The 21,003-nt window shown below is 63.0% G+C and carries 28 protein-coding genes and 2 pseudogenes; 23 read left to right on the forward strand and 7 right to left on the reverse strand.

The annotated features are described in order from the left end of the window. Positions 1-86 precede the first annotated feature (86 nt). The 3 genes from HCN50_RS05750 (at position 87) to HCN50_RS05760 (ending at position 2,335) form a co-directional block, all read left to right on the forward strand. The gene (locus tag HCN50_RS05750) at positions 87-827 is read left to right on the forward strand and encodes a GntR family transcriptional regulator (RefSeq protein WP_235976797.1); all 741 of its coding nucleotides are present in this window, start codon (positions 87-89) and stop codon (positions 825-827) included. Further along, complete coding sequence (locus HCN50_RS05755; RefSeq protein WP_171708669.1) at positions 824-1,849, forward strand: histone deacetylase family protein; 1,026 nt, start codon at positions 824-826, stop codon at positions 1,847-1,849. Before HCN50_RS05750 ends, HCN50_RS05755 begins: the two co-directional genes overlap by 4 nt. Positions 1,850-2,101: 252 nt before the next feature. Beyond that, positions 2,102-2,335, forward strand: coding sequence for a hypothetical protein (locus HCN50_RS05760; protein WP_171708670.1), 234 nt, complete (start codon positions 2,102-2,104; stop codon positions 2,333-2,335). A gap of 15 nt (positions 2,336-2,350) precedes the next feature. Here the strand turns inward: HCN50_RS05760 and HCN50_RS05765 are convergent. Further along, positions 2,351-3,148 (reverse strand): annotated as a pseudogene (locus tag HCN50_RS05765) (Mrp/NBP35 family ATP-binding protein); the annotation flags it as partial. 55 nt (positions 3,149-3,203) lie between these two features. After that, positions 3,204-5,243: a 4Fe-4S binding protein gene (locus HCN50_RS05770; protein WP_171708672.1), complete on the reverse strand. Its 2,040-nt coding sequence runs from the start codon at positions 5,241-5,243 to the stop codon at positions 3,204-3,206. A gap of 189 nt (positions 5,244-5,432) precedes the next feature. Here HCN50_RS05770 and HCN50_RS05775 point away from each other — a divergent pair, with 189 nt between their 5' ends. The 13 genes from HCN50_RS05775 to HCN50_RS05835 all read left to right on the forward strand — a co-directional run bounded on the left by HCN50_RS05775 (position 5,433) and on the right by HCN50_RS05835 (position 16,796). Further along, entirely contained in the window at positions 5,433-6,167 is a 735-nt protein-coding gene (locus HCN50_RS05775; RefSeq protein ID WP_171709183.1) for a biotin/lipoate--protein ligase family protein, read from the forward strand. 7 nt (positions 6,168-6,174) lie between these two features. After that, a complete protein-coding gene (locus HCN50_RS05780; protein WP_171708673.1) occupies positions 6,175-6,747 on the forward strand; it encodes a DUF6505 family protein in 573 nt (190 codons plus the stop codon). A gap of 10 nt (positions 6,748-6,757) precedes the next feature. Further along, positions 6,758-7,780 (forward strand): DUF6352 family protein, encoded by a 1,023-nt coding sequence (locus tag HCN50_RS05785; protein WP_171708674.1) that lies wholly within the window; start codon positions 6,758-6,760, stop codon positions 7,778-7,780. Positions 7,781-7,802: 22 nt separating this feature from the next. Continuing rightward, a complete protein-coding gene (locus tag HCN50_RS05790; protein ID WP_171708675.1) occupies positions 7,803-8,309 on the forward strand; it encodes a DUF3305 domain-containing protein in 507 nt (168 codons plus the stop codon). Beyond that, a complete protein-coding gene (locus HCN50_RS05795; protein ID WP_171708676.1) occupies positions 8,306-9,010 on the forward strand; it encodes a DUF3306 domain-containing protein in 705 nt (234 codons plus the stop codon). Before HCN50_RS05790 ends, HCN50_RS05795 begins: the two co-directional genes overlap by 4 nt. A 128-nt stretch (positions 9,011-9,138) precedes the next feature. Continuing rightward, positions 9,139-9,924: a molecular chaperone TorD family protein gene (locus HCN50_RS05800; RefSeq protein ID WP_171708677.1), complete on the forward strand. Its 786-nt coding sequence runs from the start codon at positions 9,139-9,141 to the stop codon at positions 9,922-9,924. A 37-nt stretch (positions 9,925-9,961) separates the two neighbouring features. Continuing rightward, positions 9,962-10,177 carry a hypothetical protein gene (locus HCN50_RS05805; protein ID WP_171708678.1) on the forward strand — a complete coding sequence of 72 codons (216 nt, stop codon included), beginning with the start codon at positions 9,962-9,964 and terminating at the stop codon, positions 10,175-10,177. 13 nt (positions 10,178-10,190) lie between these two features. After that, positions 10,191-13,157 (forward strand): formate dehydrogenase subunit alpha, encoded by a 2,967-nt coding sequence (locus tag HCN50_RS05810; protein WP_171708679.1) that lies wholly within the window; start codon positions 10,191-10,193, stop codon positions 13,155-13,157. Between the two features lie 14 nt (positions 13,158-13,171). Then, a complete protein-coding gene (gene fdh3B, locus HCN50_RS05815; RefSeq protein WP_028348819.1) occupies positions 13,172-13,768 on the forward strand; it encodes a formate dehydrogenase FDH3 subunit beta in 597 nt (198 codons plus the stop codon). Positions 13,769-13,836: 68 nt separating this feature from the next. Then, positions 13,837-14,865 (forward strand): formate dehydrogenase subunit gamma, encoded by a 1,029-nt coding sequence (locus HCN50_RS05820; RefSeq protein ID WP_171708680.1) that lies wholly within the window; start codon positions 13,837-13,839, stop codon positions 14,863-14,865. A gap of 35 nt (positions 14,866-14,900) precedes the next feature. Next, the gene (locus HCN50_RS05825) at positions 14,901-15,056 is read left to right on the forward strand and encodes a hypothetical protein (protein WP_171708681.1); all 156 of its coding nucleotides are present in this window, start codon (positions 14,901-14,903) and stop codon (positions 15,054-15,056) included. Positions 15,057-15,064: 8 nt separating this feature from the next. Continuing rightward, positions 15,065-15,451, forward strand: coding sequence for a gamma-butyrobetaine hydroxylase family protein (locus HCN50_RS05830; RefSeq protein ID WP_171708682.1), 387 nt, complete (start codon positions 15,065-15,067; stop codon positions 15,449-15,451). Positions 15,452-15,461: 10 nt separating this feature from the next. Further along, positions 15,462-16,796 carry a c-type cytochrome gene (locus tag HCN50_RS05835; RefSeq protein ID WP_171708683.1) on the forward strand — a complete coding sequence of 445 codons (1,335 nt, stop codon included), beginning with the start codon at positions 15,462-15,464 and terminating at the stop codon, positions 16,794-16,796. Positions 16,797-16,821: 25 nt separating this feature from the next. Here HCN50_RS05835 and HCN50_RS05840 read toward each other — a convergent pair whose 3' ends face one another. Beyond that, entirely contained in the window at positions 16,822-17,034 is a 213-nt protein-coding gene (locus HCN50_RS05840) for a hypothetical protein (protein ID WP_171708684.1), read from the reverse strand. A gap of 285 nt (positions 17,035-17,319) precedes the next feature. Next, entirely contained in the window at positions 17,320-17,547 is a 228-nt protein-coding gene (locus HCN50_RS05845) for a hypothetical protein (protein ID WP_171708685.1), read from the reverse strand. Positions 17,548-17,706: 159 nt separating this feature from the next. On the opposite strand from HCN50_RS05845, the gene HCN50_RS05850 reads away from it, so the two are divergent. Both HCN50_RS05850 and HCN50_RS05855 read left to right on the forward strand, forming a co-directional pair. After that, positions 17,707-18,051 (forward strand): cupin domain-containing protein, encoded by a 345-nt coding sequence (locus HCN50_RS05850; protein WP_171708686.1) that lies wholly within the window; start codon positions 17,707-17,709, stop codon positions 18,049-18,051. Between the two features lie 33 nt (positions 18,052-18,084). After that, positions 18,085-18,234, forward strand: coding sequence for a hypothetical protein (locus HCN50_RS05855; protein WP_171708687.1), 150 nt, complete (start codon positions 18,085-18,087; stop codon positions 18,232-18,234). A gap of 104 nt (positions 18,235-18,338) precedes the next feature. Here the strand turns inward: HCN50_RS05855 and HCN50_RS05860 are convergent. Next, a pseudogene (locus HCN50_RS05860) lies at positions 18,339-18,561 on the reverse strand (hypothetical protein). A gap of 122 nt (positions 18,562-18,683) precedes the next feature. Beyond that, positions 18,684-18,878 (reverse strand): hypothetical protein, encoded by a 195-nt coding sequence (locus HCN50_RS05865; RefSeq protein ID WP_171708688.1) that lies wholly within the window; start codon positions 18,876-18,878, stop codon positions 18,684-18,686. A gap of 124 nt (positions 18,879-19,002) precedes the next feature. Between HCN50_RS05865 and HCN50_RS05870 the strand changes: the two genes are divergently transcribed. The 4 genes from HCN50_RS05870 (at position 19,003) to HCN50_RS05885 (ending at position 19,967) form a co-directional block, all read left to right on the forward strand. Then, on the forward strand, positions 19,003-19,158 hold the full coding sequence (locus HCN50_RS05870; protein ID WP_171708689.1) for a hypothetical protein: 156 nt from the start codon (positions 19,003-19,005) through the stop codon (positions 19,156-19,158). 33 nt (positions 19,159-19,191) lie between these two features. Further along, complete coding sequence (locus HCN50_RS05875) at positions 19,192-19,362, forward strand: hypothetical protein (protein WP_171708690.1); 171 nt, start codon at positions 19,192-19,194, stop codon at positions 19,360-19,362. A gap of 52 nt (positions 19,363-19,414) precedes the next feature. Continuing rightward, positions 19,415-19,648, forward strand: a complete 234-nt coding sequence (locus HCN50_RS05880; RefSeq protein WP_171708691.1) for a hypothetical protein — start codon at positions 19,415-19,417, stop codon at positions 19,646-19,648. Between the two features lie 76 nt (positions 19,649-19,724). Then, positions 19,725-19,967, forward strand: a complete 243-nt coding sequence (locus HCN50_RS05885; RefSeq protein WP_171708692.1) for a hypothetical protein — start codon at positions 19,725-19,727, stop codon at positions 19,965-19,967. 105 nt (positions 19,968-20,072) lie between these two features. On the opposite strand, the gene HCN50_RS05890 is transcribed toward HCN50_RS05885, so the two are convergent. Beyond that, positions 20,073-20,243 carry a DUF3072 domain-containing protein gene (locus tag HCN50_RS05890; RefSeq protein ID WP_171708693.1) on the reverse strand — a complete coding sequence of 57 codons (171 nt, stop codon included), beginning with the start codon at positions 20,241-20,243 and terminating at the stop codon, positions 20,073-20,075. 131 nt (positions 20,244-20,374) lie between these two features. On the opposite strand from HCN50_RS05890, the gene HCN50_RS05895 reads away from it, so the two are divergent. Further along, positions 20,375-20,971, forward strand: coding sequence for an NUDIX domain-containing protein (locus HCN50_RS05895; protein WP_210264797.1), 597 nt, complete (start codon positions 20,375-20,377; stop codon positions 20,969-20,971). Positions 20,972-21,003 lie beyond the last annotated feature (32 nt).

Below are 21,003 nucleotides of genomic sequence, written 5' to 3' on the forward strand. Positions count from 1 at the left end.
GTGCAGCACTTGGGCAAGATTAAACTGTCGACAATCGACGATTAAAAAATGACCAAAGACTGGCGCGGGTTTAGCCGATGCGGCCTATGTCTCTTCCGGTTGGACTACCGGCCCTTGCGGACAGCGATCTGGTCGGCCAGATCGCGCGCATCCTGATGCAGGCCATTGTTCAGGGGCGGCTGCCACCAGGCTCCAAAGTGGTGGAAGCCGGCATTGCCCGGGAACTAGGCGTCAGCCGCGCGCCAGTGCGCGAGGCGGCGCGCCTCCTGGAAAAACAGGGGCTCCTGGTCGCGAGCCCGCGACGCGGCTTTTTCGTCCGCAAGCTCGAAATCAGAAACATCGACGAGATCTACGACTTGCGTCTGTGCATCGAGCGGCACGCCAGCGTGCTGGCGGCGCGGCGTCTCTCTCCGGAATCGCGCAATATATTGCGGCGGCAAATCGACGTGCTGCATCGGACCGCCGATCTCGACGACCCGGCCCGGCAGGTGGAAGAGGATTACCGTTTCCATCGGCTGATCTTTGAAATCGCCGACAATCGCCGCCTGCTACGGCTGTTCGATGATCTCGCAGCCGAGCTGCGCATGGTCATCGGCCTGATCGGCCGCCTCTACGATGATCCGCACGAGATCGCGCGGACGCACGAGCCGCTGCTGGCTGCGATCGAAGCCGGTCATCCCGAGCGCATCACCGCCCATGTCGACTACCACATCGGCCATGCCTGGCGCGAAGTCGGCAGGCTGGTGCGCGAGCTCACCACGCCCAGCGGCAATGCCACCGAGCCGCCGGGCGGCATCCTGTTTCCAACCAACGGAGTGTCCGTGTGAAGGCCGTCTATACCGAACTGCATCGAAGCCACGATCCGCAATTCTTTCTGGTGCGCGGTGTCGTCAAGCGCACCACCGAGCAGCCCGAACGCGCCGACCGCTTGCTGGCGGGATTGAAAGCCGGCAAGCACACCCTTGTGGAGCCAACGGTGTTCGGCCAGGGGCCGCGCGCCCGCGTCCACAGCGCCGAATATCTGCGTTTTCTGGAGGAAGCGTGGGACGCCTGGGTCGCGCTTGGTGATTCGGGTTCGGAGATGATCGCCAACATCCATCCCGTTCGCTATGGCGCGACCTATCCAACCCATATCGTCGGCCGTCTCGGCTGGCACGCGGCGGATACGGCGGCTCCGATCGGCAAGGGCACTTACGCCGCCGCCTGTGCCGCCACCGACGTCGCCACGACTGCGGCGCAACTCGTCATGGACGGAGAAGACGCTGTCTATGCGCTGTGCCGGCCGCCGGGTCACCACGCCTATGCCGACATGTCCGGCGGCTTCTGCTTCCTTAACAACAGCGCGGTCGCAGCCGCCCACCTGCGGCTGAAGCATGAGCGCGTCGCGATCCTCGATGTCGACGTGCACCACGGCAACGGCACGCAGGGCATCTTCTACGAACGACCGGACGTACTCACGGTGTCGATCCATGCCGATCCCGTCTTCTTCTATCCCTTTGTGTGGGGCTATGCGCATGAGCGCGGCGCCGGTCGGGGCCTTGGCGCCAACCTCAACATTCCCTTAGCCCGAGGCACCGGGGACGACGACTACATCAAGGCAATTGGGGAAGCGGAAAAAACCATCCGCGCCTTTGCGCCGGGCGCGCTGGTAGTGGCGCTCGGCCTCGATGCCTCGGAGCACGACCCGCTCGCCGGCCTTGCCGTGACCACGGCCGGTTTCCGGCGCATCGGAGCGGCGATTGCCCAATTGGGCCTTCCGACCGTCTTCGTGCAGGAGGGAGGTTACTTGTCCGATATTCTTGGCGCCAATCTCACCGCTGTGCTTGGTGGGTTCGAAGAGGCGCGTTAGCAATGAGGTTAGGTTCAGTCGATCGCCTGCTACGCTGGCCGTTGACGGCTACTTTGCATGGGGTTGTTTTCGATATTTTGTTTGGCGGTCAACGCTGCATCGGGCCGAACCTGATCTCGTCGTGCTTTGGTCCACGCGTATGGGCGTGCCATGACGGCTCGCAGGTGTGGCACGATGTGCTGATGCCCAAATCTCGACATCGCTTGCCGGCCGATCTAAGCTCAAGGCACGATGCACCGAAGAACGGTCCGAATGCTCTTTGCTTTGCGGGGGTTGCTGGCTCCGTTGCGGAGCTTGTCCCGGGAGCGCATGGCTGCGCAAGTCGATGCGACCGATCGACCGGCTTCGCCACTTCTGGTTTACGTCGTCGCGTCGCTTTTCGCGATCCTGTCGATTCTGCTCGTCGATCGGCACCGCGAGGAATTGCAGGCGCTCGGCCTCGTCGGCGGGGCAGAGCGGATTGATCCGGTCTTCATGAGCCCGTGAGCTGCCCAGCCGAGTCTACTCGATGACGATACGCGGCGGCGGCCGGTGCACCGCGCTGGTGATGATCGAAGTCCAGATGTCGCGGGCGATGCCGATGTAACGCTTCGCGTGAATACCATCAGGCTCGACCGCGACGATGGGACGGCCATCGTCGGAGGTCTGACGGATCTGCATATCGAGCGGGATCTCGCCGAGATAGGGAATGCCGCGGCGTTCGGCTTCCGTCCGCGCGCCGCCATGGCCGAAGATCGGCGTGACGTGGTTGCAGGTCGGACAGCAGAAGCTCGACATGTTCTCGATCAAGCCCAGGATCGGGATGCTCACCTTCTGAAACATCGCGATGCCGCGCCGCGCGTCGATCAACGCGATGTCCTGCGGCGTCGAGACAATGATCGCGCCGGCGAGCGGCGCCTGCTGTGCCATGGTGAGCTGCGCGTCGCCGGTTCCGGGCGGCAGGTCGACGACGAGAATGTCGAGGTCGTCCCATGCGACTTCGCGCAGCATCTGCGTGATCGCCGAGATCACCATCGGCCCGCGCCATATCATGGCGCTGTCTTCCTCGACCAGAAAGCCGATCGACATCACCTTGACGCCGAACCGTTCCATCGGCTCCAGCATCCGCGGCCCGAGCTGCCGCGGTTTGCCGCGCAGCCCGAACAGTTTTTGTTGCGACGGACCGTAAATGTCGGCGTCGAGAATGCCGGTTTTCAGTCCGAGCGCGGCAAAACCGAGCGCGAGATTGCAGGAGGTGGTGGACTTGCCGACGCCGCCCTTGCCAGAGCCGACCGCGACGATGTGCTTGACGCCGGGAATGCCTGATGCTTTCGACGTCGCGCGGGCCTTGAGATCGGTAGAGGACACGGATGGCTTACGATCCAAGCGGATCGTCCTTCTTTACGTTGCGCGCGCGCAGATAATCTTCCGTCGACATCACGGGCGGGCGCTGCGGCGCTGCGTGCGGATCGAAGCTCTCGTTCACGACAGCTTCGACGCGGCAATCCGCGCACATCTTGATGACGTCGAGCCGCCTTGCGTTGGCGCCCTGGAACATCCAATGCTTCTCGCCGCCGAGCTTGGACAGCACCCGCTCGATCGAGCTCTTGGTGCCAAACGGTTTGCCGCAGGCGATGCAGTTGAAAGGCTCTTCTTCCTTCAATACGCGGTGCGGCGTGTTCCAGGCCTGGAAGTCGAGGCGCGGCTCGATGGTGATGACCTTCTCGGGGCAGGTCGCCTCGCAAAGCCCGCACTGCACGCAGAGGCTTTCGGTGAACCGCAGCATCGCGCGATCGGGATTATCTGACAGCGCGCCGCTCGGACACGCGGTGACGCAGGCATGGCACAGCGTGCATCCCTCGACATTCAGCTTCACGGTACCGAACGGCGCGCCCGGCGCCAGGGGCACGACATCGACTGGCGCAGGCGCGGCGAGGTGCAACTCGCGGAACGTCGTCTCCAGCACGCCGCGTTTGGCGCCACGCGGCATGAAGCCGGCCGGCTTTTGCGTCGCGATTCCGCGCGGCGCGGCATCCAACATGGCGCGCAGTTGCTCCGGATCGTCGGTCTCGAGGATCCGGATCACGCCGGCACCGAAGCCGAGCGCCGAGACGATTTGATCTGATGTTTCGACCGCGCGGCGAAGCGCCGTGATGTCGTGGCGTGGCTTGGCCCGCGTCAGCATCGCGGCACCGCTGCCGCCATAGGCGAAGACGGACGCAATGATTTCCGGCCCAACTTGCGTTACTTCGTTGACGTGCAGTGGCAGTACGTTGGCCGGCAAGCCATCGCCGAACCGCGCCAGCGCGTCGATAATGTCCTCGCCATGCTCGCCGTCATGAAACAACACCACCGCCTCGCTGCCGCCGGCCTTGCGGTAAGTCTGCAGCAGCGTCCGAAGGCGCCGCATCAGCGCGTCGACGCTCGGCAGCGCATAGGAGGCTGCGCCGGTCGGACATACGGATGCGCAGGAGCCGCAGCCGGCGCAGGTATTGGCATCTATCGCGACGGCGTTGCCGTTCGGTGTGATCGCGCCGGTCGGGCACAGGTCGAGGCAACGCGTGCAGCCGGTGATGGACGAGCGCGAATGTGCGCAAAGCGACGGCTCGAAATTGACAAAGCGCGGCTTGTCGAACGTGCCGACAAGGTTCCCTGCCTCCGCAATCGCACGCTCGACGGCGGCCTTGTCGCGCGGATCGGCGCGCAGATAGCCCGGGCGCAATTCATGCGCGGGAAATAACGGGGTGCCGCCGGAGAGGTCGAGGATCAGATCGCAGGTGGATTTTGCGCCGTCGCGCGAAGCGCCGAACACGAGCTTCGCACGCGATGAGGGCGAAGGCAGCGCGTAATCGTCGATCGCAAGTTCGAACGCGCCGAGATGCCCGCGTGCATTGCGGATCGTACCCTTCAGCACGGGAAACTCGTTGGTCCGGCGCGGCGTCACATCGCCGGGCCTGGTCAGAAGCACGGTAATGTCCAAACGATCGGCGAGACGCTGCGCCGCTTCGACGGCGACCTCGTCGCGGCCATAGATCAGCGCAACTCCGCTGCTTTCAAGCGTCACCAGCGAAAGGGGCGGCATCTCTTCGCCCGCCGCGGCAATCAGCGCAGCGGCTTTCGGGCCGGCTGCCGCGGCATCTTTCGACCAGCCGCCGGTTTCGCGGATGTTGACGAAGGTGAGCTCGGCTTGCGGCGAATCCTCCGCGACCTCTCGAAACAACGGCGCTTCCTGCGTGCAGGTAACCGTGATCGCCGCGCCCTCGGCAAGTGCCTCCTTGAAGCGGTCGAGATCGAGGCCGCAAAGCTGGTTGGCCTGCGTGATCTTCCCCGCGCAGCCACGGCCGATCGCGTCCGCGTCGACCGGCACGGTCTTCTCGCAACTGCAAATCAGGAGGCGAGATTTCGCCGCACTCATTTTGAAATACCTTGAACCCGGAGCATCAAGCGGGTTGTTGCTTCATCCTGCGGTTCTGCGGTAACCGCTCGGACGGATATCTGCAAGATACAAAGCCCGCTCGCGTGGTCGACTTGCACGGAATAGCTTACACAGGCGACCGATGGAGCAATTAGGGATTAGCCGCTCGTGATCCTTCATCCAACAGATATGGAACAGACGCTCGATTTGCCACCCGGTTATACTTTGGTCGCGTTGCGCGAGCTCGGCGACGCCTTTGCCCATGCTTGCGAGATCGCGGCGGAAGCGGGGGCGGGGACGCTGGTATGGGTGCGCCGTTACGATCTGGTCGAGTTCGCCGTGGTGCTCGAACCCGACGAGCCGCTGAGATCGGCGCGCCGGGCGTTGTTTGCCGGCATGAATGCGCTGGCGGATGCGATTGCCGCCCATTGTCCGCCGGAGCGGGAGGTCATGTTCGACTGGCCTGACGCGGTCAGGTTCGACGCGGGATTGCTTGGCGGCGGGCGGCTTGGCTGGCCCGCTGAATGCACCGAAGACGACATACCATCATGGCTCGTTTTCGGTGTGATCCTGCGGGCGGCCGCCATGGCGCATGTTCCGGAGGTGCAGGCGGCTGCAGGCGTGTCGTTGCTGAGCGAAGGTTTCGAGATGGTCGATACCGACGCGATCATCGAAAGTTTTAGCCGCCACCTGATGGCCGCGTTCGATCGCTGGAAGGAACGCGGTTTTGAGACGATCGCGCGTGACTATCTGGAGCGGCTTCCCAAGAGCAAGGCCGGCGAGCGCCGGGGCATCGACGTCAACGGCGATCTTCTGGTCAGCCTGCCGGCGGGTGGGGGACCGCCGGAGAGGAGCAGTCTTGTGGATGCGCTTGGACGCGCGGCTTGGTATGATCCGCAGGCACGCGGTCCAAAATTCGGATGAGGCGGATATGCTAAAGTTTCCGCGGACCATCAGGCTGGACCCGTCGGATACCTTTGTTTTCGAGCGGGCGGCGGAACCCGGTGAATGGGCGGTTTCCGGCGCGTTCGTTTTCTGGAACCAGAATCCAGCGACGCTCGGCTCCAAGCAGCGCGTGGCGCTGCGCTCGGGCTTTCTTGGGATCAACAGCCTTGGATGGTCGACGCTTGCCATTGTTACCGAAGCGAGCGAAGCGGAGCGGCAGGCTATGATCGAGCGGCTCGCAACCCAGTTGCTGGAGAAATTCGGTGCGCCTGATGCGGAGGCCGCGCGGCTTGCCGCCGAGGAGGAGATCGCGTTCGCGGCATCGCTCTGCGATCATCCGCCGCAGACCCTGCTTGCCGTTCAGCGCAACGTTGAAGGTGGCGAAATCCGCGAACGCTTTCGAACCCTAAAAGCCCGTCCCGTCGCCGCGGACGCCGACCGGTTGCACACCCATGCCAGCGCCTTTACCTACCATGAAGTGGAAGGCGATGTTGAACCCGCTGAAGAGGTCGATCTTCGCGGGCTGATCAGGACCAACGCCAAAACGGATCGTACATGACGGATCGTACATGAGAGAATTCTGGGTCGCCTCGGGCCACCACCTCACGCGCCGCGCCGACCACGGCGGTCTCGTCGCGACGCCCGAACTGATCATGGCCTATCTGGCGCGGCCCGAATTGATGCCGCCGGCCGACGCCTGCGAGGCCGAGCGCCGTCTGCATGCGAGCCTGATGACCGATCCGCTGCGCCCGGTGTCGAGCGCGGATATTGCCGCGCTCGCCGATGCCGACGCGCGCGAAAACTGGTCCTTCATGATGAATTTTCGTGACCGGCTGCTGGCGGCGCCGTCGCTGGAGGCGGTCTATGTCGCTCTGGCGCGCAAAGGGGCCGGCGATCTGCCACCGATCTTCCTGTCGCAATTGTGCCATCTGATCCTGCGCAACGCGCTCGAAGGCTGCGACGATCCTTACATATTGCGCGCCGCGGAGCTGTTCTATCGCAGTCAACTGGCCGCCGTTCACGAGGGCACGTTGTTGCTTGCCGATGCCGAAGTGATCGAGGCGGAGCAGCACGCCGAGCACGACCTGCATTCGTCGCCGCTGACGGCCATGCTGCAGCGGCCGAAGTCGTTCGGCGAGATGGACGTGATGGACGATGAAAACGCCTGGACCTACTGGTCGCGATCGGACGCGCATGCAATGGTCATGAATCTCGGCGGCAACGCCAAGGCGCGCGCCGCGCTGTGCCGGGTCGTCGAGCGCTGGATCGCGCATCTGCTCGGCATTGCCGTCAGCGTCGAAAATATCCCCACGATCGAGGATCGCGACTGGCGCTGGTTCATCGGTCTCGACAGCGAGGCGACGCGGATCGGCAACGCGCTGTGGCGGGGCGAGCGGCTGGAGAACGGCATTGCCGAACGAATCGTCGCCTTGATGCGGCTGACCTTCGACGATACGCGTGTGGTGGATGAGCGGGTCGGCGACAAGCCGGTCTACCTCATCCTTGCCATGGGCGCCGACAAGCTGGTGAAGTTGAAGCCGCAAAATCTGGTCGCGGGGTTGCCGCTTGCGGCAGCCGCGAGTGTCACGTGAGCCGCCGAAGGGAGGATGGTCGATGATGGAGGCATCCCGCGAGGTCGGTGTGGTGGTGCGGCGCCGTTCGATCGACAATCCCTGGATCGACCAGGTGTGGTCGCCGGCGATGATCCTGGACGATGTGCCCGCGGCCGCGCCGTGGACCGTGCTCTCCACCGACGCGGACGCGACGACGTATTATGCGGGCCCGGCCAGCATCGATCTGTTCAGCTCGGACACTGCGAATTATCGCGATAACCTTGCCGATGGCACGCCGCGCATCTGGGTTGCGTTGCGACGGCAGCACGGCGGCGCCGAACTCGAATTGACGAAAGTCACCGCCGACCCGACCGAAGGGGAAGCGCTGTTCGAAAGTGGTTGTGAGGTGATCGGCACCGTACCGATGCCCCCTGAAATCGCCGCATGGATTGCGGCCTTTGTCGATCAATTCCACGTCGAGCGCGTCTTTCACAAGCGCAAGCGGGATCGCGCTAGCGGCGACCGGCCGCGCGTGCCGGGAGATCGACCGGATGAGGGACGCAGATGAGTGGTCCGGACGAAACCGATCGGGACATTGGCTTTCTGGCGCGATGGTCGCAGCGCAAGCAGGAGGCAAAACAGGCCGAGCCGAAGCGGGAGACGCAAGCTGAGCAAATCGTCAGGTCGGTAGAGCAACCGGCAACGCCACCCGGAGCCGCCAAGCCCGAGTTCGATCTCTCGACCTTGCCAAAGCTTGAGGAGCTGACAGGAAGCACTGATATCACCGCCTTTTTCCGCAAGGGCGTTCCCGAGCATTTGCGGAATGCGGCCTTGCGAAAATCCTGGGCGCTCGATCCCGCGATTCGCAATTACGTCAGTCCCGCTCTCGAATATGCCTATGACTGGAATGCGCCGGGCGGCGTTCCCGGCGGCGGTGAGCTTGGCGCAAGCGTGGATGTGGCCCGGATGGTGTCGCAGATCATGGGTGAGCCTGCGGCGGAAACCACGAGTTCCAATGCGAATTCCAGAATAGAGGCGGTAGGCGCTTCGCCACAGCCGGCTGACCGCGAACTCCTGGCAAGGCCACAGGAGGAGCTTCCCGAGGAGGCTTTACGACGGTCGGACAACCCGGCGACGGAAATAGAACGCGCTTCAGAGGCGAAACAGGATGCCAGGGAACCCGTGGCGTTGGACGAATCCGAGGCAGCAAAACCTGTTGCATCGCAGCAACCGGTGCGACGTCATGGCACCGCAAAACCGATTGTTTAGACAAAAGTATTTGCGGACATAGGCCCCTCCTATGTTAGAGATTCCCTGCTTGGAATAATTCCAGTTCTAAGATGTGTGCCTCAATAAGAGGCACTTGGGCGCGGGGCAGGGGAGAAGTCGGTAGCACCATGCGTGATGCCGGACTGGAACTAGCTATCAAGGCAGCAGGTGGCGTCGGATCGCTGGCGCGGGGCTTGGGCATTGCTCAGCCGTCAGTTTCGGCATGGTCGCGCATTCCCGCAGAACGCGTTCTCGCCATCGAGGCGCTGACACGGGTCGACCGCTTTGTGCTGCGCCCCGATCTCTACGGATCATCAGAAGATCAGGTGACATCGAAATCCGAAATCGACCAGATCGATCAGCTCCGCGCCGCGGAATACGGCCTGTTGTCGTTGCTGCTCGGCAAAGCGCCTGACGCCGAGACGCTCAAGCGCGTTGCGACACTGAAGGGTGATGCATCCGATCTCGGCATGGCCCATGTCGAACTCGCTTCCGCCGCTGCGGCGACGGATGACCGGGCCGCAAGCAAGGAGTTCTTCGATCTCTTCATCGGGGTCGGCCGTGGCGAACTGCTGCCCTATGCTTCCTATTACCTGACCGGCTTTCTTCACGAGCGTCCGCTGGCGCGGGTGCGCGAGGATCTGCGGGCGCTCGGAATCGAGCGTGCGGGCACCTCGCGGGAGCCGGAAGATCACATCGCTATCCTGCTCGAAGTCATGGCTGGCCTTGCGCGCGGCGACTTCGAGGCCGAGTTCGCCGAACAGGTGCGCTTTTTCGAGCGTCATCTCAAGCCGTGGGCGGCGCGGATGTTCGCCGATCTGGAAATGTCGCAAGCGGCGCGCTTCTACCGCGCCGTCGGCCGCACCGGCCGTGTCTTTATGGAATTGGAATCCGAGGCCTTCACGCTGTCCTGACGACGGCGGTGAGGCGACGTGATAATGGGAGAACGCAATGAGCAAGCCATCTGATGATAAAGGCAAGTCACGGGCCACAGGGATGGATCGGCGCAGCCTGTTTCTGATGGGTGGTTCGGCGGTCGCGGCAGCAGCCGTTGTGCCGCTCACGGGCGGCGAGGCGGCCGCGGACGAGTCGCAGGCCGAGCGCGTCAAGGCGCGCTACAAGGAAACCGATCACGTCAAGAACTACTATCGCGTCAATCGCTATTGATGGGACCACGCACATGTTGATGAAGCGAAGAGACGGATCCGCAGGCAGGGCGCGTTTGCAGGGTATCGCTGCCGGCCTCGCGTCGGGAGTTCTCGACCGCCGTACGTTCCTGCGGCGGTCCGGTCTGGCGGCCGGTGCGGGCGCCGCGATCGGCCTGATGCCGCTCGGCTCGGTGCGCAAGGCGCAGGCGGGGCCTGAAAAGGTCGGCGCGCCAACCGAAATCAGGAAGAACATCTGCACGCATTGCTCGGTCGGCTGCACGGTGGTCGCCGAAGTGCAGAACGGCGTCTGGGTCGGCCAGGAGCCGGCCTGGGACAGCCCGATCAATCGCGGCTCGCATTGCGCCAAGGGCGCGGCGGTGCGCGAACTCGTGCACGGCGACCGTCGGCTGAAATATCCGATGAAGCTCGTCAACGGCGAGTGGCAGAAGATCTCGTGGGACCAGGCCATCAACGAGATCGGCGACAAGATGATGGAAATCCGCGCCAAGTCCGGCGCCGATTCCGTCTATCTGCTCGGCTCCGCAAAGTTCTCCAACGAGGGCGGCTATCTGTTCCGCAAATTCGCGGCGTTCTGGGGCACCAACTCGATCGATCACCAGGCCCGCATCTGTCATTCGACCACCGTCGCCGGCGTCGCCAATACCTGGGGCTACGGCGCGATGACGAATTCCTACAATGACATGCGCAACTCGAAGACGATCGTCTTCATGGGGTCGAATGCGGCAGAGGCGCATCCGGTGTCGTTGCAGCACATCCTGTCCGGCAAGGAACTCAACCGCGCCAACGTGTTCGTGCTTGATCCGCGCTTCACCCGCACCGCGGCGCATGCCACCGAATATGTCCGCTTCCGCGGCGGCACCGATATCGCCGTGATCTGGGGCATGCTGCATCACATCTTCGCCAATGGCTGGGAAGACAAACAGTTCATCCAGCAGCGCGTCTATGGCATGGACCAGATCCGCGCCGAAGTCGCGAAATGGACGCCCGAAGAGGTCGAACGCGTCACCGGCATTCCCGGCGAGCAGCTCAAGAAGGTCGCCGAGACCTTTGCCAAGCAGAAGCCGTCGGCCTTTGTCTGGTGCATGGGCGGTACCCAGCACACCGTCGGCACCGCCAACGTTCGCGCTTATTGCAACCTGCTGCTGGCGACGGGCAATGTCGGCGGCTTCGGTTCAGGCGCTAACATCTTCCGCGGCCATTGCAACGTGCAGGGCGCAACCGATATCGGCCTCGATATCGTGACGCTGCCGCTCTACTACGGCCTTGTCGAAGGCGCCTGGAAGCACTGGGCGCGCGTCTGGGAGGTCGAATATGATTACCTGCAGTCGCGTTTCGATGAAGTCCCGGCGAAGGCGGGCCGTCCGGCGCGCACCCGCAAGCAGAACATGGAACTGCCGGGCATTCCGTGGACCCGCTGGTTCGATGCGACGCTCGCCAACCCTGATGACGTCGATCAACGCGACGCCGTGAAGGGCGTGGTCATCATGGGCCATGGCGGCAACACCGTGCCGCGCATGACGGAGATGGTGAAGGGCCTCGAAAAGCTCGAGCTGCTCGTGGTCGCCGATCCGCATCCGACGACCTTCGCCGCGATTTCCGAGCGCAAGAACGGCACCTACCTCTTGCCGGCCTGCACGCAGTTCGAGACCTCGGGCTCGCGCACGGCCTCCAACCGCTCGCTGCAGTGGGGCGAGCAGATCGTCAAGCCGATCTTCGAAGCGAAGGACGATTACGAGATCATCTACCGGCTGTCGGAAAAGCTCGGCTTCGCCGACAAGATGTTCAAGAACATCAAGGTCGAGGACAAGCGGCCGTCGCCCGAAGACCTGCTGCGCGAAATCAACCGCGGCGGCTTCTCGACCGGCTATTCCGGCCAGTCGCCGGAAAGATTGAAGGCGCACATGAAGAACCAGGGCAAGTTCGACCTGGTGACCTTGCGCGCCAAGGCGGACGAGCCCGAGATCGGCGGCGACTATTACGGCCTGCCCTGGCCGTGCTGGGGCACGCCGCAGATCCGGCACCCGGGGACGCACACGCTCTACAACACCAACCTGCACGCCAAGGACGGCGGCGGCACATTCCGCGCCCGTTTCGGCGTGGTCTACGAGGAGAAGCAGCCGGACGGTTCGGTGAAGAACGTCAACATGCTGGCCGAAGGCTCCTACAGCAAGGGATCCGAGCTGACCGACGGCTATCCCGAGTTCACCTATGGCGTGCTCAAGAAGCTCGGCTGGGACAAGGATCTTACCGCGGACGAACTTGCCACCATCAACAAGATCGGCGGCAACAACCCTGATAGCGTCGGCTGGGCGGTCGACCTGTCCGGCGGCATCATTCGCGTCACGCTGGAGCATGGCGTGATGGCCTATGGCAACGGCAAGGCCCGCGCGGTGGCGTGGAATCTGCCCGATCCCGTGCCGGTGCACCGCGAGCCGATCTACACGGCGCGGCCCGATCTCGTCGCGAAGTATCCGACGCGTCCGGACGGGCGCCAGTTCCGCATGCCCAATCTCGGCTTCTCGATCCAGAAGGCCGCGGTGGAGAAGGGACTGGCCAAGCAATTCCCGATCATCCTGACCTCGGGACGCCTCGTCGAATACGAAGGCGGCGGCGAGGAAACCCGGTCGAACAAATGGCTCGCTGAATTGCAGCAGGACATGTTTGTCGAGGTCAACACAGTCGATGCCGCCGAGCGCGGCATCAAGGACGGCGGCTGGGTCTGGGTGTTCGGTCCGGAGAACGGCTCGAAGGCGCGCGTCAAGGCGCTGGTTACCGACCGCGTCGGCAAGGGAGTGGCATTCATGCCATTCCACTTCTCCGGCTGGTTCCAGGGCGTCGACCAGCGCGGCAAGTATCCGAAGGGCAACGACCCGATCGTGCTCGGCGAAAGCGTCAACACGATCACGTCCTACGGCTACGACCCGGTCACAGGCATGCACGAGGGCAAGGTGACCCTCTGCCAGATCCAAGCGGCGTGAGAGGAGAATAGATCATGGCTCGCGTCAAATTTCTTTGTGATGCCGACCGTTGCATCGAATGCAATGCCTGCGTCACGGCCTGCAAGAACGAACATGAAGTGCCGTGGGGCATCAATCGCCGCCGCGTCGTCACGATCAATGACGGCAAGCCCGGCGAGCGCTCGGTCTCCATGGCCTGCATGCACTGCACGGATGCGCCGTGCGCTGCGGTTTGCCCGGTGTCGTGCTTCTACACCACCGCCGACGGGGTCGTGCTACACTCCAAGGACCTCTGCATCGGCTGCGGCTACTGCTTCTACGCCTGTCCGTTCGGCGCGCCGCAATATCCCAAAGTCGGCAATTTCGGATCGCGCGGCAAGATGGACAAGTGCACCTACTGCGCGGGTGGGCCGGAAGCCGACTCGACGCCGGCCGAATATGCCAAATACGGCGCCAACCGCCTGGCCGAAGGCAAGCTGCCGATCTGTGCCGAGATGTGCTCGACCAAATCGCTGCTCGCCGGAGACGGCGCGATCATCGCCGAGATTTACAAGGAGCGGGTGATGAAGCGCGGTTACGGGTCCGGCATGTGGGGCTGGAAGACGGCCTATAGCGATTCACCGACCGGCTGATGCAACGGCCGCTGCGCCTGTCAGGCGCGGCGGCAACGTAATTCCGATCATCGAAAGGCGTTGTGCAAATGCCAGGCTCACTTTCAATTCTCAGCTTCGCCCCTTTCAAGACTTTGTTCGCTGCATTGGCGCTGCTGTTCGTTCTCGCCCAGCCCGCTGCGGCGCAGATTTCCTTCAAGCCGACCGCGGAGGCCGTTCAGGAAGACAAGCTCCTGAACGCGCTGAAGGAGGGCGACAAGATCTCGGGTCGCGTATCGATTCCCGATGGAAATGCTGCCAATCTGATCCAGCCCGCCGGCCGCGACTGGCGTGACTTCCACCGCAGCAAGCTGCCTTGGATCGGCGGCATCGCCATTCTCGGCATGCTGGCAGCGCTTGCGGTCTTCCTGATGGTGCGCGGCCGGATTCGCATCGAGCAAGGTTTCTCGGGCAAGACGATGTTGCGCTTCGCCAGTTTCGAGCGGTTCACGCACTGGCTCACGGCAAGCTGCTTCATCGTGCTGGCACTCTCTGGCCTCAACGTCAGCTTTGGCCGCACCCTGATCTTGCCGGTGTTCGGGCCGGAAGCGTTTGCGACCATGTCGGCCTGGGCCAAGCTTGCGCACAACTATTTGGCGTTCCCGTTCATGCTGGGCCTGGTGATCATGTTCCTGATCTGGGTCAGGGACAACATCCCCGGCAAGCTCGACATTGAGTGGATCAAGCACGGCGGTGGCCTTTTTTCCAAGGGTGGTGGTCATACGCCGGCCAAACGTTTCAACGCCGGACAAAAGGGCGTTTTCTGGATCGTGATCGTCGGCGGCGCGCTGATGTCGGTGTCCGGCTGGTTCCTGCTGTTCCCGTATCTGCCCGGCAACGTCACGGCGCTGCAGCTCTGGACCGTGATCCACGCCGTGATCGCGATGCTCTTCATCGCCGCCATGCTCGCGCACATCTATATCGGCTCGATCGGCATGGAAGGTGCGTTCGACGCGATGGGGACCGGCGAGGTGGACCTCAACTGGGCCAAGGAGCATCACTCGCTCTGGGTCGAAGAACAGCAGGCAAAGGGCGAAGCGCCGTCGAACGGCACGGCCCGCGCCGTGCCGGCCGAATGATCCGGTTCGGCTCAGGTCAAACGTGAGGGACTGACATGAAATCCTTTGTTGCGGCTCTGGCATTCGCGGTCGTCGCTGCGGTGGGCGTCGCGATGGTGCTCAACACCATTCAGCAGTCGAGCTCAGTCACCTTTACCACCAGCGGCGCCAGGGTCGGCGATCCCGGCCATAATCTCATTGGCCCGAGCTGACCCCGCCGGTGGGCACGCCTGAAGTCACGCTGGCATGGCCGGTCGAAATCCGCTTGCCGAAGGATCGCCGCTCATTGCGGATTGTCTTCGATGACGGCCGCACCTTCGAACTCTCTGCCGAATTGCTCCGGGTAACCAGCCCCTCCGCGGAAGTGCAGGGGCATTCCGAAGCCGAGCGCAAGACGGTCGGCGGCAAACGCAATGTCACCATTCTTTCGGTCGATCCTGTCGGCAATTATGCCATCAGAATAGGGTTCGACGACATGCACACGACCGGCATCTACTCCTGGGCGTTCCTGCGCGATCTCGGCGTCAATGCCGAACGGCGATTTCAGGATTACCTCGACGACCTGCAGGCCAAGGGGCTCGACCGCGACAGGCCGGGCACGCGCTGAGGCCGGCGCAATGGCACCAAGGAATTCGGCGCAAACTCCCCGTCGCAACAGGGCCCGATCGGCGCTTCTGGCGCTCGCGGCCGCGTTGATCGCTCTGCCGATCGGCACAACGGCCGGGTTTGCGCAACTGCGCGGGCATGGCGGGCCGGTGCGGGCGCTGGCGATTTCGGCCGACGGACAAAGCGCGATTTCCGGCAGCTTCGATTCGACTGCGATCCGCTGGTCGCTGACGCGCAATGCGGCCGAGCAGGTGCTTCGCTTCCATTCCGACGCCGTCAATGCGGTGGCGCTGCTCGGCCAGGGACGTGCGGCGACCGCCGGCGCCGATGGCCGTATCGCCCTCTGGACCTTCGGCAAGGCAGAGCCCGACGCGGTGCTCGAAGGCCATACGGCGCCGATCGTGGCGCTGACCGTTTCGCCCGACGGCGCAACGCTCGCATCGGCCTCGTGGGATCACACGGTACGGCTCTGGCCGCTCGCGGGCGGCGCACCGCGCGTGCTCGATGAGCACACCCAGAACGTCAACGGCGTGGCGTTTACGGCGGACGGCCGCGCCCTGGTGAGCGTCAGCTACGACCTCAGCGTTCGCATCTGGCCGCTGTCAGGCGCGCAAACGCCGACGGTCGTGGCGATGCCGACACCGCTCAACGCTGTGGCCGCCGGCGCTGACGGTGAAATTGCCGTCGGCGGCGCCGACGGCAAGGTCTATTTCCTGACAGCAGGTGGCGCGCGCGCCGGCGAGCTTGTGGCGGGGCCAAGGCCGGTGATCTCGGTTGCGATTTCGCCTGACGGAGCGCTGGTTGCGGCCGCGGGCATCGGCGGCACGGTGGCCGTGATCGACCGCAAGGCGCGCGCGCTCACGCGCACGCTGGTAGGGCCGGGCCTGCCGGTCTGGTCGGTCGTATTCTCGCCTGATAGCCGCACGCTTCTCACCGGCGGCGCGGACAACATCATCCGGCGCTGGAACGCGGCGACAGGCGAGCCCGTCGATCCGATTCTCGTGGAAACGGCGGGAGACCCGCTCGCCGCCTATGCCGGCGATCGCGGCGCGGAGGTTTTTCGCGCCTGCGTCGCCTGCCACACGCTTGGCGCCGATCAGGCCAACCGCGCAGGCCCGACACTCGCCGGCATCTTCGGCCGACGGATAGCAACAGCGCCTGGATATAATTTCTCCGAAGCGCTCAAGCACCTCGACATCATCTGGACGCCGGAGACGATTTCCAAACTGTTCGAGGTCGGGCCGCAGGCCTACACGCCCGGCACCAAGATGCCGGAGCAGCGTATCGGCTCGGAGCAGGACCGTGCCGCGCTGGTGCGATTCCTCGAGCGGGCGACCAAGCAATAGAACGCGCGGCGCTATTCCGGTTGCGTCAATGTTTCACGGGCTTCGAGAAGACCAGCGACATATCCTCGTATTCGTCCATCGGAATCCTGGTGACGCCCGCGATGGCCGGAGATTTGTTCGACAGCGCCACGCCGGTGGTTACGGTAGAACGTTCATGGGAAATCGAGTAAGAGCGCATCGTGGTTGCGACCGCGAGCAGGGCGACTGCCACGAATCCGGAAATCAACAGACGCTTCATCGAAAACTCCGTTGGTTCGAAATGCAGGTGTGGCTTGCACCACCGCATTACGGCCAACGGCCACGCGCGAATGTGGCCTGCGTCACCTATCACGATCTTGTTTTTAACAGTTGAGCGGATTCCCGTTGGCGCGACTGGCTCACCTTAAGCTGATGTGACACGCGCGGAAGTAGCGCAGGGGACGGCGGCGCACCACTTCATGCTGAATTGAATTGCCCCCGCAAAGTGTTTTACCCCGATTGAATCGGCGGCACCTTTGCGAATTGCGCGCCGAACCGATCTTGCCTACGGGGTAGGACGGCGACCGGTCCGGGGATTAAGCGGGGCGGTAGGCCGGCGCCTCAGCGCTTCCGGCAGGAACTTCTCATCCGCCGCGGGCTCGGGGTCGGAGCGCACGTCTGCTGCGACCTGGGCGCGTTCATGCGGAGTCTGGTTGGCGTTGAATCTTCGCTTTACGTCGACGCCACTGACGGGGTCGTTGACGCCGTGCTGAATGTCCCTGAAGTCGCTCATGAAACTATCTCGACGTTCATCAATCTCCACGCTCGGAAGAAACGCGAGCCGGAGAAGCGTGTTCCGCCTGCTGTGTCGGGCCGGTCAAATTGAAGCACCGGATGGAACCGCCAGCGCCACGCCCGATTGACTCCAGGTAACCGCAAGATGGAGCGGCAGATGAGCGACAGCACCGTCAAGAAGGTATCCAGCAAGACGGCGCCCAAGGGCGAGATGGGTCAAACCTATCTTGTTTCCGGCAAGCGCGTCTCGATGCGCTTATGGCAAAACGAGAAGCCGCAAACCGACGTGTCCAACCGGAGGGATTATGAAACGGTGGGATACGTCATGAATGGGCGCGCCGAACTTGTCATCGAAGGCCAGACGATAAAGCTGGAGCCGGGTGACTCCTGGCTGGTGCCAGCGCATGCCGAGCATAGCTATCGCATTCTTGAGCCATTTACGGCCGTGGAGGCGACCGCGCCGCCAGCGCAAGTGCATGGCCGCGACGAAGCAAAGGCGTAAGGCAGGCACGCCATAGGAATATGGGAGAATATGATGGGACTCGAAGCCCTCTATTTCATCGGAGCCTTCGTGCTGCTTACGGCGCTGATCTACGGAACACTGAGCTACCATTACCGCAACCGGGCAGCGACGCAGGCTGGCGATGAAATCGTACGGGAGCGATATCGACAGAATCAGGGCTGAGGCCGAAAGACGAGCAGTAATTGCTTCGTGACCCGCGTCAGCGGCATCCGGGTTGTCTTCGGCGCTGTCCCGGATGTCACTGCGAAGCTATGGGATAGACTGCATCACGGCACGCTTTGGGAGTCCTTGGCACCGGTTGCGGTTTTCCAGCCGGCGTCGCGTCCCGGGACGCTGACATGCACTTCATGCCCTTGCCGGATGGCCAGTGACGCGGCCGCGACGGCCGCCTCGAAAGCCGCTTCCTTCGTAGTTATGCTGCGCGGTTCCGTCGTGCAGGACCGTCCAGCCGTCCGGCTTGGAGACGATCATGTATTCGGCCAATCCCATCGAAGCCTCCTTGCTGCTTGGCAAGGCAACGTAGTGACCCGTTGGCGGGTTCCGATCGCCTGTCGCTTGGTTGCCGCGTCACGCGCCTGCAGCGCGGGGCACTGGCCAGTTGGAAAAGTGGTTCAAGTTTTCGGCGGACGTCCGCGCTTGGCGAATGTCAGCCCCTGCATGTCGGCCGCCTTCTGAAGAAGACCAGCGCGCTTCAAAGCTTCGCTTCGTGCCGGACCATGAGGCAGCGTCCGGGCGTACTCCAGCGCTGCCAGCGCTTCCATATGCAGGTCCCGCTGGGACCGCTCTTCGACCTGCTTCTTGTCCATCCAAAAAGCTTAGGAGGCGGAATCGCCGGCTGTCTGTACGATTCCCAACGTTGGAACCCGAAGTTCATCGATTTATCGGAACCAAACCCTGCGCTGTCGGCTTCCCCATCATGGAGGTGTCCCAATGAGCAAGGAAAAACCTACCGATGATCCGCGTCAGCAGACCGATTGGGGATCGCATAAGCAGAGCGACAAGCCGTGGAAGGAGAAGCCGGAGAAAGAGCAACGGTCGTCGTCGAAACCCGACCTGGAAAAATGGCATGAGACCAACACCCATTAGCCCGGCACCGCGGGATGAATGGAGACGCAACAGATGCTTGAAGAGAAACTGAAGGAAGCGATTGTCGAGGAGCTGAAACGGCAAGCGGCGAATAATCCGCAGTCGCTGAGCATCGAGGAATCCGAAGGCCTCGTCGTCAAGGGCAAGATCGATCTGGACGATCTGACGATGGTGATTGCGGGAGCTGTCGCCGGCGGACCGTGACAGGAACGGGGATTGCTGCGGGGCGTTTTCTCCAAAATGGTTGGATACAATGATGACGGAACCGTTGCCCTTGCTGATAGAGAGTTCGATCGCAATCGCCTGGGACTATCTCGAGCGCACCGGGGAGTTGGGCGATGCCATGGTGGCCGGCCGCTTCCTCAGCGACACGATAGAGTTGATGGTGCGCCGTGGCGAGCGGCGGCGGTTGATGCTCGCCAACAAGGCAATTGCGGCCTATCAGCAATACAGGCGACAATCTGAGCATCCGATCCTGGCCTCGGCCTGATGACAGTTCCGTGTTCCTGTCGGAACGCTTTGCGCGAGTGCCGGTTGAAGAATCGCTTCAACCAAAGGAGTTTCCCATGAAGAAAACGATCCTGGCTTGCGCCTGCGCCCTGTTACTGTCGACCGGCGGCGTGTTCGCACAAATGCAGCCGGCTCCGGGCGGGGCAGCCCACGGTGACGTCGGCCCCGGCGCGACCAAGAGCAAGAGCATGAAGAGCACCCACACGAAGAAGGGGACCACGACGGGTATGTCCAGCGGCAAAATGAAAGCCGGCGGTTCGTCCAGCAGCGGCAATGTCGGACCCGGCACCAACAAATAATTCCAGTCCGCAGCCCGGTAGACGTTAGTCGCTGATGAATGCCGTTGTCTGCGGATGGCGGCGTTCGTCTCGGACAATAGGCTTGTCCAGCTCAGCAGGCGTCGATCATGCCCGCTGCTCGGCGGCTTTCCGCCGAAGCTCCTCGATCATCTGCTGGGCACCTGAACGGGTCAGCAATTCGCCGGATTTGTCGGGAATGTCAGCCGCGTCGCAGAGGCGCTTGAGTTCTTGCCTCTGCTCTTCCGTCATCGGATCAGTATGTGCGTTCAATACCATGGCGACCTCCGTGCTCTGAACCAACGTGAATGGCGGAGGCTCGTTCCGGTCCTGCTGCATGGATGACGGGCGGCGGCATTCGACGCACGAGCCAGGAGGGACCAAAGTCTAACCAACGGCGTTTAGTACCCATGAAGATGGAAGGCGAGAGCGTACACATCCACGACATCGAAACCATTGCCCACGGCAAGGGCAAGCTGCTCAGCGTGAGTTACGAGCAGCGCAGGCGAGACGGCGAACAGCAACGGCGCAAGCGCGAGATCTACGACAACGGCAACTCGGCCGTTATCCTTCCCTACGATCCCGATCGGAAGACCGTGCTTCTCACCCGGCAATTGCGGTTGCCGATTTTTCTCCAGGACGGCATCGAGCGGACCGTGGAGGCTTGCGCCGGCAAGCTCGACGGCGAGGATGCCGAACGGCGCATCATCAAGGAGATGAAGGAGGAGCTTGGTTACCAGGTCTCGAAACTGCAACGGCTGTTCGAACTCTATGTGAGTCCCGCCGCGATCATGGAAAAGATCGTCTTCTTCACCTGCGCCTATTCGCCGGCCGACAAGGTGTCCGGCGGCGGCGGGCTCAAGGAGGAGGGAGAAGATATCGAGGTGGTCGAGACTACCCTGGAGCAGGCTGCTGCGATGGTCGCAACTGGCGAAATCGTTGACGCAAAGACGGTCGTCCTCATCCAGTATCTGCGTGATCGCATGCAGGCTGCCGCTTGCAGCTAGCGATCGGCACCGGCCGCCGCAGTCCGGCGGCC

Source organism: Bradyrhizobium archetypum, assembly GCF_013114835.1.
Classification (GTDB): domain Bacteria; phylum Pseudomonadota; class Alphaproteobacteria; order Rhizobiales; family Xanthobacteraceae; genus Bradyrhizobium; species Bradyrhizobium archetypum.